Source organism: Capnocytophaga sp. oral taxon 903, assembly GCF_013394785.1.
In the GTDB taxonomy this organism is placed as follows: Bacteria; Bacteroidota; Bacteroidia; order Flavobacteriales; family Flavobacteriaceae; genus Capnocytophaga; species Capnocytophaga ochracea.
In genome coordinates this window covers 1110915-1127267 of sequence record NZ_JABXYW010000002.1, presented here as the reverse complement: position 1 = coordinate 1127267, position 16353 = coordinate 1110915, and the positions used below count along the sequence as shown (strand labels likewise).

Here is a 16353-nt window from a genome sequence, read left to right as displayed (position 1 = left end):
CAATTAGAGTGAGCGACACAAGTATTATTTTTAGAGAGTACGCTTTTTCAGAAAGCATTTGCTAATTTGATAATTAATTCCTACCTTTGTACCTTAAAATATTAGTGTCATCAAAATATGAAAAAAATAAGCTTTGTACTGATAGCGTTGTTGGTCGCTATCGCTTGTAAGAAGAATGTAAATTTCAACAGCGACCCACTGGCTTTTAAAGATTATATTTCAGGGTATACCTCAGGGCTTATCTCTGCTCACTCAGGAATAAAAATACTACTGAACGAACCTTTGTCACAAGACAAAATGGACAAGGTGAGCGACCTTAACCTCTTTGAAATTTCGCCTAAGGTGAAAGGAAAAGTGGTGTGCGTAAACCCTACACTTGTAGAGTTTATGCCTGAGAAACCTTTGGCTCAAAACACAGAGTACCGCGTGTCGTTTCACGTGAAAAAGCTCTATGCAGTACCAAAAAAGGAACTGGAGATTTTCAACTTTACAGTGAAAACTTTTCAACAAGCCTTTCGAGTAAGGTCAAACGAGTTACAGTCGTACAACCGTGATTATTATTTTCTTAGTGCTGAACTCTTGGCTAATGACCAAATACCTTACGAAACCGCTAAAGAGATTTTAAAAGCGACTCTTGATGGGAAGAAAGTAGGAGTGAAGTTCCAGTCGCAAGGCACTAATAACAAGTTTGTGATTATCTTCGACAGCTTGCCTCGTCTCAACAAAGAACAAACTCTTCAAATAAAATGGGACGTTAAAGACATACCTAAAGAAAACCTCATACCTTTCTCTTATACTATTCCGCAAAAGGGGGTATTCAAGGCACTGAACGCTAAAACCTACGGTGCCAACCAGGCTTTTAGTGTAAACTTTTCTGACCCCTTAGAAAAAGAACAAGATTTTACAGGACTCATAAGCCTCAGCAATACCAATACTGCACTGAAATACAGCGTAAACGGCAACGTAGTGAAAGTCTTCCGCGAGGAACAAAAAGAGGGTGACTACAAGGTGCACGTTTCTAAAGGTATCAAGAATATCTATGGCGACCGATTGGAAAAAGAAGCAACTTTTGACATCAAATTTTTACAGCAAAAACCCGATATTCGCTTCCTTAAGAGCGGTACTATCTTACCGAGCTCACAGAATTTGAAAATCAACTTCCAAACTATCAACTTGCGCGCGGTGAATGTAACAGTATACCGCATTTTCGAGAACAATATCTTTCAGTTTTTGCAAGATAACGATTTGGGCGGAGGCTCGTATATACAGCGTGTAGGCAAGCCTATTGCACGAAAAGTACTCAAACTGAATGACAGTGCGCTCTATCCGCTGAACGAGTGGAACACTTATTCGCTCGACCTTGCTTCGGTGATTACACCCGAACCAGGGGCAATTTACCGAGTAGAATTAGGAATGACCAAAAACTATTCACTCTACGCTTGTGGTGCTAAAAACGAAGAACCTCTTGACCTTTCGTTTGAACAAAAACCATTAAATGACGACGATGTAACCTACTCTCAATACTATGATTACGACGAAGAATTCTATTGGGAAGAAGACGAGGATAGTCCTTGTAAAGACAATTATTACTACGGCAGAACGGTGGGTACCAATGTGCTTGCTTCCGACCTTGGGGTGATTGTAAAAAAAGGACAAACGAACAACTTTACCATAGTAGTAAACGACTTGCTCACTACCAAACCAGTAGTTGGAGCAATAGTAGAGGTATTCAGCTACCAACAGCAGAAAATACAAGAAGGCAAAACCGATAGTAAGGGAATACTACGGTTAAATCTCAGTAGCCGTGCTTACTTTGCCAAAGTGAAAAAAGACAAATTCACTACTTATGTGAAGTTAGACGACGGCGCACCACAGTCGGTAAGCAAATACGATGTAGATGGTATGCGCTTACAGAAAGGGCTCAACGGCTTTATCTATACCGAACGTGGGGTATGGCGACCCGGTGATAGCATTTATGTGGGCTTTATCTTGAATGACTTTGCCCAAAAGACCCCTGAAAAACTGCCTATCAAACTGCGCTTTACTGACCCTTACGGAAAGGTGATAGCCGAGCGTATGCAGAGTAGCAACCCTACCAACCAGTATGTATTTGGACTGAAAACTAACTCCGATGCGCCTACGGGCAATTGGAGTGTGAGTATCTCGGCAGGGGCTACGAAATTCAGTAAACGCATCAAAATTGAAACCATTAAGCCTAACCGCTTGAAGATAGAGAACAACCTCAACGGTAAACTTATCAGTCAAAAGGGCGACAATGTGCGCTTGCAAGTGTTGTGGTTACACGGCACTCCAGCAGGTAATACAGGTGTGAGCGTGAAAGCGAAGTTCTACCCCTTAGAAACTGCCTTCAAAGGTTATGAAAAATACGTATTCAACAATCGCGCTTATCAGTTTGAGAGCGAAGAAATGAACGTATTTGAAGGGCGTACCGATAGCAACGGGAATGCGAATTTCTACTTCAGAACGAACGACTTAGATGCCCCTGGTATGCTAAAAGTGAACTTCCTCACCCAAGCCAACGAAAGTGGTGGCGATTTCAGTACCGATGTGAGTACCGCCTCTTTCTCGCCTTATAGTGAGTACGTAGGTTTACGCTTGCCCGAAACCAACAAATACGATTATTACAACACCCAACAAAACCACACTTTCGATGCAGTAGTACTCAGCGAAGACGGCAAACCGCTCAGCCATAAAGACGTATCGGTAACCGTGTATAAAGTAGGATGGAACTGGTGGTGGGACGCTTCGAACCAGAATATCTCTACCTATAATAGCAGTAGTAGCAATGCTATTTACACCACTAAAAACATCACTACCGACAACAGTGGTAAAGCACGTTTTACACTCAATATTCCGGATGCCGACTGGGGTCGCTATTTTATTATGCTCACTGATGACCAAAGCGGTCATAAGTGTGGCACGACTGCTTATTTTGATTGGGGTGACTGGACTGGCAAATCGCGTGGCAGTGAGGGTAGTGAAGCGGTAATGCTCGCTTTGGGTACTAACAAAAAAGAATACAGTGTAGGCGAAAAAGCTAAGATTAGTTTCCCGTCAGACAAAGGTGGACGTGCGCTCATCTCGGTAGAAAACGGGAACGATGTACTCGAAACTCACTGGGTAGAGACCGCTAATAAAGAAACTACTTTTGAGGTACCTATCACCAATAAGATGACGCCTAATGTGTATTTCTATGTTACCCTCTTGCAACCGCACAACAAAACGCTCAATGATGCGCCTATACGCCTCTATGGGGTGATACCGGTGAAGGTGGTAGACAAGAATACCGTCCTCAATCCTATAATCCAAATGCCCGACCGATTGGTACCCAACCAAAAGGTACAGATAAAAGTAAGTGAGAAATCGGGTAAACCGATGACATACACTTTGGCTATCGTAGAAGATGGATTGTTGAATCTCACCCGCTTCAAAACTCCTAACCCTTGGAATACTTTCTTTAGCAAAACTGCTCTTGGAGTAAAGACTTGGGACGTGTACGATGATGTAATAGGTGCTTATGGAGGTACTATCAATCAAGCGTTCAGTATAGGAGGAGATGAAGATTTAGGCGGTGCCGATGCGCAGAAAGCAAACCGTTTCAAACCGTTTGTGATATTTAGAGGTCCTTTTGAACTGAAAAAAGGGGCAGGGAATACTCACACCGTGAAAATTCCTAATTATATGGGCTCTGCTCGTGTGATGGTAGTAGCCAGCGATGTGAAAGGCAACGCCTATGGTAGTGCTGAGAAAAAGGATATACCTGTGGTGAGTCCGTTATCGATTTTAGGTTCTTTACCACGCAAAGCAGTGCCTAACGAGAAAATCGTGTTGCCGGTAACCGTTTTTGCTATGGAAAAACAAGTGAAGAACGTATCGCTACAAGTAGAGACTAACGGTTTGTTTAGAGTAGTAAGCTCACGCAACCAACAGTTGCACTTCGAGAAAACAGGGGAGCAAATGGCTTACTTTGAACTTGAAACCACCTCGCAAACAGGTATCGGTAAGGTAAAAATCATTGCTACTTCGGGTAAAGAAAAAGCGACTTATGAGGTGGAAATGGATGTGTACAACCCTAATCCTGTAACTTATGTAGTGCAAAACGCCGTACTACAAGGCGGACAGTCGCATTCTCTAAATATTAATCTCTTTGGTGAAAAAGCCAAAACTGTATTAGAAGTATCAAGCTTCCCAGGGGTGAACCTTACCCAGCGTTTGGGTTATCTTATCGCTTATCCGCACGGTTGTAGCGAGCAACTCACTTCGGGGGCGTTCCCTCAACTTTTCTTAGCCGACTTTGTAACCCTTTCTAAAGAAAAAGCAGATGAGGTGAACCGCAATGTAAGTGCTACCATTAGCAAATTGTATGAAAACCAACTCTCTAATGGAGGCTTTACCTATTGGAAAGGAGGCAAATATGCCGATGATTGGGTAACCTCCTATATAGGTCAGTTTTTTGTAGAAGCCGAGAAGAAAGGTTATGTGTTACCCTCAGGTAGCAAACAGCGTTGGCTCGACTATCAGAACAATGAGGCGCGCCAATGGCGTTACGAGGGTAAATACCAAAACGATTTCGCCCAAGCCTATCGCCTCTATACTTTGGCTCTTGCCGGAAATCCTAACATAGGTGCTATGAACCGCTTGCGTGAACTCAGTGAGCTCACTCCTAACGCTAAACGCACTTTGGCAGCTGCCTACGCTCTTGCCGGACAAAAGCAAACCGCTGAAAAGCTCTTCCAAACTACTTCCATAGACGACGATGCTGATAGCTATTACGGCTCGGTGTTGCGCAATAAAGCAATGGCAATGGAAACCGCTTTGCTTATCGGTAGGAAAGAAGATGCAGGACGCTGGGCATTGGAAATTGCCGAAAAGCTCTCGACTAACGATTGGCTCAGCACTCAAACTACAGCCTATTCTCTTTATGCAATGGCAAAATATGTACAGAAGAACAAGAGCGGTAGAAATATCAATGCAAGCTATACCCTTAGTGGCAAAACCGAAAACTTAAAATCTACCGAGCCAATGCTACAGAAGACGCTTACAGCCAAAGGTAATGAGACTTTACAAGTGAAGAACAACGGCAACCAAACCCTTTATGTACGCCTCATCACCAGCGGTATATTACCTGTAGGCAAAGAGTTGGCTATGCAAAACGGACTTGCTCTTAACACGACTTACCGTGATAGCAACGGACACACACTTGATGTGACCAATTTGCGCCAAAGCACTCAGTTTGTAGCTACTATTGAGATTACAAACCTCACAGGGGAGAGAGTAGACAATGTAGCACTCACCCAAATTATCCCTTCGGGCTGGGAGATTGTAAACACCCGCTTTACGGATTACGACGAAGGTGATGGCAACGGCTATATAGACTACACTGATTTCCGTGACGACCGTGCGAATTTCTACTTGTCGTTGAAAGCCAAACAAACGAAGTATATCAAGCTCAAGCTGAATGCTTCGTATGCGGGACACTATTATCTGCCAGGTACTTATGCTGAGGCAATGTACAGCAACCGCTACAACACCCGTACCAATGGTAAATGGGTGGAGGTAATTAGGAAATGAGAGAATGAGAAAATGAGAGAATGAGAAAATGAGAGAATGAGAAAATGAGAGAATGAGAAAATGAGAGAATGAGAAAATGAGAAAATGAGAAAATGAGAAAATGAGGAAATTAACAAATAAGATGTGATATAAAAACTGCCTGCAGTAATGTGGGCAGTTTTTTATTTGAAAGGTTTTTGGAAAGCTCGGAGGTGCTAGGTCGTAACACGGCAACCGTAGCACGGCAGGCAATTGTAGCACGGCAGGCGGGGAAAAAATTAGCAAATGTGGAAGCGTTGAGGGGTTCGGAAGGTATCGAAAATATTCGAAAGATAGGAGGGAGGATTTTTAGTGAAAAAAGGGTGTAAGGAGGGTGGGGTTAGCTTATAGAGAGCTTATAGGAAGCTTATACGAATCTTGGACGATTGGTATAGGAAGGGTATATAAGTAGTTGATTCATAGTATAATACAGCGATGCAAAAAATGGTAAAAACGGGGTTTCGAGACGAAAGAAAGAGGAATCCTCACCCCGATCACATACTCTCCTATTCGGAGACTTCTCCAAAGGAGATGGGGATATAGCGACGGAAAAGAGAAGGAATAATTAGAGAATTAGCAAATTTGGAAATTAGCAAATGAGAAGTGTGATTAATTGGAGAATCTCTGAAAGAGGTTGGTTTTTTGTCATTGTGTAAAAGTTTAACATTCCTTTAATAGTAGAGAATAAAAAAAAGCATTACTTTTGCCCCAAAATTTAAATACTAGCATTATGAAGAAATTTTTATTAAGCCTTTTGGCAACCGCTACGCTTGTGGGGTGTGGCGACAAAAACGATGATGTTCCTGCATACTCTGCAGAGGAAGCAAAAGCGGCGGTTACCGCTACGATGAACAGTTTCTACGACTGTCTTAAAAAAGCCAACGACGGCGGTTTTGCTAACTTCTTTTACAATACTGTTTTCAAAGAAGCAGGTAGAGACCAATATGGTAGAAAAGAAACGTGGTTTGACCAATTAGGTGACCAATTCGACCGTCAGTTTGATTTGAACAAAGACAATGGTTTTAACTACCAAGAGCTCAAAGGTACCTACACTTGGAATAGCAATACTAAACAATGGGACAAAACGGCTAATACTACCAATAACATTGTTTGGTTGTTCCCAGCTACGGCTAGCAGTACTACCAACAATGCCCGTGGGGTAGTAGAAAATTATGAAGATTTTAAAGCTACTTTTGAAGGAGGAGATGTAAGTAAACTTCCTATAAAAGGTCACGCTGTTGTTACGGTAGATAACGTAAAAATGCTTGAAGTAACAATTGGCAATGTGAGATATGAACAAAACGCTAATTTTGCAGTTCCTACTTCAGCAGATATTACTATTTTTACCAATCCATTTACCACTACTATCAGACTTACCAAACAAACCGCTGAGAACTTTATCTTTGACTTTGCCTTTAGTTCTCCTCAAGGTTGCACAACTGGATTAAAAGCCAATGTAAAACTTACTTCTGGCAATTATGATAGCTTTGCTACTTTTGAAGAAGCAGTTGATAACATTCACGTGTTAGCTATTCAAAATGACTTTCAAATTATAGCACAAGCAGATGTAAAATCAGTGCATAAGTCAGGTAAAAAAATAGGAGACTTAACAGTGGAAGAAGCAAATACTTATGTAAAAGCAGAGCTCTACAAAAATGGTCGTAAAGTAGCTGATGTGAAATTTGATAAAGAAAATGGCGAAGAGGTAGTTTACTTTATTTTCTCTGACGGTACGAAAGAAAAAGCAGAAAAATACGTATCGGACTTTGAAGAGAGAGTAACTGAAATATTCAAACGTTTTACTAAAACTAAATAAGTAATGAGAAACTTCTTATTATTCATTTTAACTATAATTAAAGGCATTGCTCTCGCTCAAGAGGGCAATGTTCTTTTTAGGACTACTGATAGTATCGTCGCCACTACCTCTCCTACGACAGTTGTGAATGATATACCAGAATGTAAGCATCAAATAGGCATAGGGCTTTCCAAATTTGTAAATGCTGCTTTCCCCAGTGATAGCAATGCTTTCCTATTGGAATACCGTTACCTAAAAACACCTTCTTTTGCCTATCGTATTGGGGGAGATTATCGCGCAGAAACTGCTAAGGATAGCAGTTATGAACTCGCTTTGAAGATAGGTATTGATAAACTCTTCAAAGACTATAAGAAATGGCAATTCTACTATGGAATTGATGTTTGGGGGCGTTATCTTTATTACAAAGACCGCCAACAACACTTTACTAATATTGCTCTTAATCCTTTTTTCGGGGTACTATTTCGATTGAGCAAGAATTTTTCGGTAGCTACCGAGCCAGGTTTCTTTGTAAAATACAGCATTCGTCGCGATCGCCGAAGCTTCGACCCCGATGCTCAAACCGAGTGGTTTGAGAGTCGTTTAGCTAAAATAGGCTTTGTACAGCTGAATTTCCATTTTTAAGCGTGAACCACAAAATTATTCTTATCTTTGCCCCCTGAAACTAACAACAAATGCGAACAAGAAGTATAAAGAAAAACACTATAAACGTCGTAACCCTTGGGTGCTCTAAAAATGTATATGACAGCGAAGTGCTGATGGGGCAACTCAAAGCAGGTGGTAAAGAGGTGGTGCACGAGCAAAAGGGCAATATTGTGGTGATTAACACTTGTGGGTTTATCAACAATGCCAAAGAGGAGAGTATCAACACTATTTTGGACTATGTGCAACAGAAAGAAGCCGGATTGGTAGATAAGGTGTTTGTGATGGGGTGTCTCTCTGAACGCTATAAACCCGATTTGGAGAAAGAAATCCCTGATGTAGACCAATACTTCGGTACTAGCGAACTGCCTGCTCTTTTGAAAGTACTCGGCGCCGACTATAAACACGAGCTCATAGGCGAGCGCCTCACTACTACCCCTAAGAACTACGCCTATCTGAAAATATCGGAAGGTTGCGATCGCCCTTGTAGCTTTTGTGCGATTCCGCTAATGCGCGGGGCGCATCTATCGACCCCTATTGAAGCTCTCGTAACCGAAGCGGAGAAGTTGGCTGCCAAAGGGGTGAAAGAACTTATACTCATCGCCCAAGACATTACCTACTACGGTCTCGACCTCTACAAGAAACGCGCCTTAGCCGACTTACTGCGTGCTCTTGTGAAAGTAGAAGGGATTGAATGGATACGTATCCACTACGCATTCCCTACGGGCTTCCCGATGGACGTATTGGAGGTGATGAAGACTGAACCTAAAATCTGCAACTATTTAGACATTCCGCTTCAACATATTTCTGACTCTATCCTCGCAAGTATGAAGCGCGGTACTACTCAAGCGAAGACTACTAAACTGCTGAAAAAGTTCCGCGAAGCGATACCCGAAATGGCTATACGCACGACCCTTATTGTGGGGTACCCAGGAGAAACGGAAGAAGACTTCCAGAAGCTGAAAGACTTTGTAAAAGAGATGCGTTTCGACCGTTTGGGTTGTTTTACTTACAGTCACGAGGAAAACACTACCGCCTATGCGCTCGAAGACGATGTGCCGGAAGAAGTAAAGCTTGCACGTGCTAACGAGATTATGGAAATACAGTCGCAAATATCGTGGGAGCTCAACCAAGAGAAAGTAGGGAAGAGTTTTCGTTGCCTTATCGACCGCAAAGAAGGCAACTACTTTGTAGGTCGCACCGAATACGACTCGCCCGATGTAGACAACGAGGTGCTTATCGATGCTAAAAAACACTATGTAAAGATAGGTGATTTTACAGATGTAAAGATTATCGATGCTACCGATTACGATTTGTATGGAGAGCCGTGCTAATTCGCAAATTATTACTACCTTTGCACTATGAAGAAATTTTTAATCGCCTGCCTCGGCAATATAGGGGCTGAATACGCCAACACACGTCATAATATAGGATTCCTTATAGCCGATACATTGGTGAAAGACCATAATGCTTCTTTTACTACTCAGAAGCTCGGTGACCTCGCCGAAATTAAAGTGAAAGGACGTACTTTTATATTGTTGAAACCCTCCACGTATATGAACCTCAGTGGCAAAGCGGTACGCTACTGGATGGAAAAAGAGAACATTCCGTTAGAAAACCTCCTAGTCATTTGCGACGATTTGAATATCCCCTTTGGCACTATCCGAATCAAAGGCAAAGGTAGCGACGGAGGTCACAACGGACTTAAAGATATACAAGCCCAACTGAACACCCAACAATATGCGCGTTTGCGATTTGGTATCAGTAGCAATTTTGAATCGGGCAAGCAAATAGACTATGTACTTGGTGAGTGGACTCCCGAAGAGCAAACCCTCTTGCCCGAACGCCTACAGAAATCTGCCCAAGCCGTCCTTTCTTTTGGCTTAGCAGGCCTTAATATCACAATGAATACCTTTAATAATAAGTAGGAATTAGAAATAACATTCCTGCCCTATGACCCCTGAAACCTGACCCCTAAAACCTAACAAACTATGTACACACATCACCTCATTCTCATTCTGCACCTCATTGCTGCCACTATTTGGGTAGGCGGACACTTAGTATTGGCTATTGGCTTTTTGCCAAAAGCTCTTAAACGCAAAGATTTCAGCTATATAGGCAATTTCGAGAAGACTTACGAGCCTATCGGTATGCCCTCTCTTGCCGTATTAGTTATCACAGGTATTCTGATGGCTTACGACTACAATGCAGGTTTGAGTTCTTGGTTTTCTTTCGCTACTCCTATTGAGCGCGTGGTATCACTGAAACTCACTTGCTTGCTCACCTCTATTTGTTTTGCTATTTCGGCACAAACGCGCGTTTTGCCCAAACTACGCAAAGGTCAGCTCAACAAATTACCCGAAATGGCAGTACATATTATCTGTGTAACCCTCATAGGGGTAGTAATGGTTGTACTGGGCAGTTTAGTAAAAATAGGGGGAATACAATAATATTAGAGGACTAACAAAGATTTCTCCGTTAGCCCTCTTTGTTTTAAGGTTTAAACGCGGATTGTTTCTCTTCAAACTTCCCGACTGGTTAAATTCTGCTTTTTCCCCTCTTAACTTTCCTTTTTCACTCACACCTAAGGTTTTTAGCTGATTCCGATTACAAACCAATTGTCGAAGTCAGTTGTTATGGGTTACACTAGCTCTTTAAATTGCATTTTTGTATCATAACAAAAAAATATCTCTTCTTTATACAGCTTCCTATCAGCTAAGCCCACTCATTTCTCTCCTTATCTTTTACCTGAATTACCTCTTCCGAACCTCTCCAATTTTCTTCGTCTCCGTTTACTAATCTGTTAATTTTCTCATTTTCTAATTCTTTCATTTTTTAATTTGCTGATTTTTTCCCGCCCTCGATTGGTTTTAGTAACATTCTAAATCCAATCAGTGTGCATTCGGTATTCGATTAATCTTCGGTTAGTCTCCATTGTAGAGCCACTGTAGACCCACTGTAGACCCACTGTAGACCCACTGTAAAACCTCTATTTGTTTATTTATTTTAAAATATGTAATATTGCACTTGTTAAAGAAAAAAATATTTTGTTATAAACCTTTGATAAACACAATATAACAAATGCCTAAACATTTCCTTTACTTTAATATTTCTTACAGTAGATAGAATTTGATAAATAAACGAAAAGAAATGATAACAACCCTTTAACTATAACACCCTACCTTTGCCCCATCGAAATAAGACATTTTCCATATAACTAAAATTCCAAAATTATGGATAGATTACATTCATACAAAACCAAACTACTGATGCTCGCTTGGTTGTTCGGGCTATGCGTAGGAGCACAATCCCTGTTTGCCCAAACAGTAAAAGGGAAAGTAGTTGATGAAGACAATATGCCTCTGATGGGTGCTACCGTATTGGAAGCAGGTACCAAAAACGGCGTAACCTCCGATTTCGACGGTAACTTCCAACTCAGCTTAAAGAACGGAAATGCTACCTTAGAAATATCCTTTATGGGATATAAGAGTACCAAAGTGCAGGTGCAAAACCGCAACAGCATCACCGTAAAGCTATTGCCCGAAACCACCGAACTGAAAGAAGTGGTGGTGGTGGGGTATGGTACCCAAAAGAAGGAAACTGTAACAGGTGCTATTTCTTCTGTCAAAGGAAATAAACTCGTAGAAAATGCAGTTGCCAACGTCTCCAATGCGCTGGTTGGGCGTATGCCAGGGATTACCTCCACTCAGTCCAGTGGTGAGCCTGGTAGGAACGCTACTACCATTCGTATTCGCGGGGTGAGTACCTTCAATGCAAGTAGCCAAGAACCTTTGGTAGTAGTAGATGGTATCCAAAGCTCTATGAATGCCGTAAACGCAATGGATCCTTACGAAATTGAAAGTATTAACTTGCTGAAAGACGCTTCGGCAACAGCTGTCTATGGTGTGAAAGGCGCTAATGGGGTGGTGGTAGTAACTACCAAAAGAGGTCGCTCTGGCGCTCCTAAGGTAAGTCTTACTTATAACTTTGGTATGAGTGAGTTGGCTACTCAGTTAGACCTGCTCAGTTCTTATGATTATGCTCGTTTCCGCAACGAAGCTATTCGCAATGACAACGACCCAAGTAACTTCGATAAACTGTTCAGCGAAAGCGGTTTTCACAACGAGTTGTGGAAGTTCAAGAACAATCGCGACTATACGCCTCAAGAGGTGGAAGCGATGAACCTCACTCCTGAACAAAAACAAGCTCTGCTAAATAGCCCCGCGCTTTATTACACAAGTCATAACTATTTCAAAGAGGCTTTTGGCGGGGTATCTCCTCAAACGCAATTCAACCTAAACGTATCAGGGGGAAGTGAGAAAACGCGTTATTTTACTTCTTTGGGGTATTTCTATCAAGGAGGTACTTTCAAAGAAACTAACTACCACAACGCCGATGTAAACTCTAAATATCAGCGTTACAACTTCCGCTCTAACTTCGATTTTGAACTTACCGACCGTACTAACCTCACGCTCGACCTTGCTGCTGTATCTTCAAAGGTAGGAGGGATTTTAGGTAGTGAGCAAGACGGCGATGTGAACAGCGAAACAGCCCGCAAAAAGTCGATGTTAGTGCATATCTTGGCTAATACACCTTTTGCAGGTCCTGGTATTGTAGACGGGCGTTTAATCGATGGGTATGTAGATGGGGTAAATCCTTTAGTAGGCAAAGGAGGTACAGGTTATTCGGTGTTGTCCAGCTTGCTCTGGCGACCTTACCTTACTACCTATCAAACCGACTTAAACCTAAACTTAAAACTGAAACACAAACTCGATTATATCACTCAGGGGCTTTCTATTTCGGGTACTTTTTCTTACAACGATTTGTATAGAAAAGGGGTAAAAAGAGAACGCTCTATCCCTTCGTATAGCGTAACTCGCAACCCTAAAAACCCTGCTGAACTACTCTTCTTTGGCGGCAGACTCAAACACACTACCCTTACCGACCGCTTTAAGTCAAGCAAGTGGCGTCGCCTCTATTTTGAAGTAGCTACCAACTACGACCGCTCTTTCGGAAAACACAATATCACTGCCTTACTTTTGGCTAACGGACAAAAAACGTATGACCCTGGTTTTGAGTTCAACGTGCCTGCTGGTATTATGGGGCTCGCCGGTAGGGTTACTTACGATTACGACCGCCGTTACCTCATTGAAGGTAATATGGGGTATAATGGTACCGAAAATTTCGCTCCTGGCAAACGCTTCGGGTTCTTCCCTGCCTTCTCATTGGGTTGGGTAGTTACTAACGAAAAGTTCTTCCCTAAAAACAATATTATTACTTACTTAAAGCTCAGAGGTTCTTATGGCGAAGTAGGAAATGACCAAGTAGGTGGTCACCGTTTTCTATACTTGCCCAGTACTTGGGGCTACGGCTATGAAGGCTACCGCAACGATGGCTATGGTGCAGGAGGTTATTATTTTGGTAGTAGTGATGGTACTACCAAAGACCCTTTCTATACTGGTGCTTGGGAAACGCGTGTTGGGAACCCCAATGTTACTTGGGAACGCGCCAAAAAAAGCAATGCAGGTATCGACCTGAATATGTTTAAAGATAGGCTTACTATCAATGCCGATGTATTCCAAGAAAAACGCGACAACATCTTGTGGAACAGAGGGACAGTGCCTGGGATTGTAGGTTCCGACCTTCCTGCGAGCAATATAGGTAAGGTAACCAATAAAGGTTACGAAATACAAGTGCACTGGGGCGACAAGATAGGCGATTTCACTTATGGTATCGGGGGGAATGTATCCTATGCTAAAAACAAAATTGACTACCGCGATGAGCCTAACAATCCTTATCCTTGGATGAATGAAACAGGCTATTCTATCGGGCAGTACAGAGGTTATCTCACCAATGGTTTCTACAACACTTGGCAAGAGGTAATGCAACGCCCTTATTCGCGTTTTGATGGCAATAAAGTGCAACCTGGTGACCTCCGTTATGTAGATGTGAATGGCGATGGCGTTATCGACGAGAAAGACCGCGTGCCTATTGGTTATGCAAACTTCCCTCGCTATACTTTTGGGGCAAACCTCAATGTAGGTTACAAAGGATTTGAAATATCGGTGTTGTTCACTGGTACGGCTCAAGGTTCTATGCCTTTGGATTTCTATACGCGCAACCCTTTCTATATGGGTACAGGGGCTGCTTTCCAACATCAGTACGACGGACGTTGGACACCCGAGAAAGCTCAAAACGGCATTACCCCTACTTTTCCACGTGCTTCTATGCGCACCGGTGATAATATCAACGGATTGTTTAGTGACTTCTGGTTGCTCTCTACCGACCATATCAAGCTGAAAAACGTAGAAGTAAGTTATCTCTTGCAAAAGAAAATGTGGTTGGACAAAGCAGGCATCTCATCGGTGAAACTATCGGTGAGTGGTAACAACCTCTATACGTGGTCTAAAATGCACGATGGTTACGACCCCGAACAACAAGATTCTAACGGCGCTGCCTCTGGATATCTCTACCCTATGACCCGCACTTATAGCGTAGGGCTCAACGTTCAATTCTAAAAAATACAACCAATGAAAAAGCTCATTTATACCACCTTAATCCTCGTCTTTTTCTCACAAGTATTTTCTTGTAAGTTAGAAGACCACTTCCTCGAAAAGAGTTTAGGAAGCGATGTGAATGTCGATTCTATCTTTTCGAGCAAACAGAAATCTCTCTCGGCTATTGCCCAAGCCTACGCGATGAGCCTGCAATCGGGTATTACCTTGCGTTACGACAATGGGCGCATTAGCGGACTGAAAGCGGGAACGCTCTCTCACCTATCGGGAGAAGTGAACGATGTGAAATTCAGTTGGGAAGACACCTATAAAATCCAACGTTCTGGAATGGTAGCCAGCGACTCCGATGGCAAAGCCCTTAGCTCCGATGGTTTTGTGTTCAACTATCAATCTATCCGTCAGTGCTATTTGGTGATTGAGAATATCGATAAAGTCCCCGATCTTACTGAGGTACAAAAGAAAGGTATCAAAGCCGAAATGTACACCCTCATCGCCTACCGATATGAGGAGATGTTTAAACGTTACGGCGGGGTGCCTATTATAGAGGGTACACTTTCAGTAGATTCCGACCTAAATATCCCTCGCGCTACCTTGCGCGCTACCTTAGACCACATTATTGCCCTTTGCAACAAAGCGATTAGCGACCTACCCGATAGCTACAACGCTTCGGAAAAAGGACGTGTAACCAAAGGTATCCCTATGTGTATCAAAGCTGAAGCGCTGATGTACGCCGCGCGTCCGCTGTTCAATAGCAATACGCCTTATATGAGTTTGGGAGGTAATAACAACCTGATTTGTTTTGGTACACAAGATGCTTCGTTATGGCAACAAGCCATAGAGGCAAATGAGCAAGTAATACGCTGGGCAACTGCCAATGGTTACCAAATCATTAATACGGGCAACCCCTTAGCCGATTACGGTACAGCAGTAGCAACCCCTAACAACCGAGAAGTGCTCCTCGCCTTCAAATCACAAAGCTTTATAGAGGCTTATAACCCTCACAGCCAACCAGGTGGAGCAAATTCTATGAGTTACTTACAACTTACCCAATACTACAAAACTGATGGAACTGACCAAACCTGGACAGGTGAAAACTGGGAAAGCTACGCAACTTATGTGAACAAGTGCAATGAGTTAGAAGCCCGCTTTAAAGCCTCAGCAGCGATTGCAGGACAACAAGCGTGGAACAACCCTGGTTCGCATTATTGGTCGAGTGAGACTTTGGCAAATGCCTCTACTTGGGAAAAAAGAGCGGGTAGTGAAGGCGCAGGACGCCGTGTGAAGTTCTTCTATATGGCTGATACCCGCGATTGGTTTGAATTTCCTTTATACCGTTTGGCTGAGTTCTACTTAAATCTCGCTGAAGCCTATAACGAAGCAGGTAATCCTGCTCAGGCTTTGCAAAACCTAAACGTTATCCGCTCGCGTGCAGGGCTACCCAATGTTACTGAAATAGGACAAGACGCTTTACGCAAACTCGTGCAAAGAGAATGGGCGGTAGAGTTCTACGAAGAGAATCACCGTTACTTTGATGTAAAACACTGGAAACTCACTGATATTGCTAATGGTATCATTGGAGGGGAAAAGAAAGGAGTAGTTTTTGAGTACGCCCCAGGAAAATCGGAAGGGTGGAACGCTTGGGATTACGCTTCTTATGCTGTGAAACCTGTCTATACAGGATATTGGGACAACAGTCAGTATTTAGAGCCTTTCCCTCAATCGGAAGTGAACAAAGGCTATTTGATACAGAACCCAGGGTACTAATAACCAATT

Annotated in this window: 8 protein-coding genes; all 8 read left to right on the top strand. The window is 42.6% G+C overall.

What is annotated here, in order from left to right:
* The first annotated feature begins 117 nt into the window (after positions 1 to 117).
* The 8 genes from HW279_RS04660 to HW279_RS04625 all read left to right on the top strand — a co-directional run bounded on the left by HW279_RS04660 (position 118) and on the right by HW279_RS04625 (position 16344).
* A complete protein-coding gene (locus HW279_RS04660; RefSeq protein WP_178958159.1) occupies positions 118 to 5592 on the top strand; it encodes an alpha-2-macroglobulin family protein in 5475 nt (1824 codons plus the stop codon).
* 748 nt (positions 5593 to 6340) lie between these two features.
* Complete coding sequence (locus HW279_RS04655; protein ID WP_178958158.1) at positions 6341 to 7426, top strand: hypothetical protein; 1086 nt, start codon at positions 6341 to 6343, stop codon at positions 7424 to 7426.
* Between the two features lie 3 nt (positions 7427 to 7429).
* Complete coding sequence (locus HW279_RS04650) at positions 7430 to 8047, top strand: hypothetical protein (protein ID WP_178958157.1); 618 nt, start codon at positions 7430 to 7432, stop codon at positions 8045 to 8047.
* Positions 8048 to 8097: 50 nt separating this feature from the next.
* Positions 8098 to 9399, top strand: coding sequence for a 30S ribosomal protein S12 methylthiotransferase RimO (gene rimO, locus HW279_RS04645; RefSeq protein WP_178958156.1), 1302 nt, complete (start codon positions 8098 to 8100; stop codon positions 9397 to 9399).
* A 27-nt stretch (positions 9400 to 9426) separates the two neighbouring features.
* Positions 9427 to 9993, top strand: a complete 567-nt coding sequence (gene pth, locus HW279_RS04640; RefSeq protein WP_178958155.1) for an aminoacyl-tRNA hydrolase — start codon at positions 9427 to 9429, stop codon at positions 9991 to 9993.
* 63 nt (positions 9994 to 10056) lie between these two features.
* Positions 10057 to 10515 (top strand): CopD family protein, encoded by a 459-nt coding sequence (locus HW279_RS04635; RefSeq protein WP_178958154.1) that lies wholly within the window; start codon positions 10057 to 10059, stop codon positions 10513 to 10515.
* Between the two features lie 783 nt (positions 10516 to 11298).
* Complete coding sequence (locus tag HW279_RS04630) at positions 11299 to 14583, top strand: SusC/RagA family TonB-linked outer membrane protein (protein WP_178958153.1); 3285 nt, start codon at positions 11299 to 11301, stop codon at positions 14581 to 14583.
* A 12-nt stretch (positions 14584 to 14595) separates the two neighbouring features.
* Positions 14596 to 16344 (top strand): RagB/SusD family nutrient uptake outer membrane protein, encoded by a 1749-nt coding sequence (locus tag HW279_RS04625; protein WP_178958152.1) that lies wholly within the window; start codon positions 14596 to 14598, stop codon positions 16342 to 16344.
* Positions 16345 to 16353: the final 9 nt, after the last annotated feature.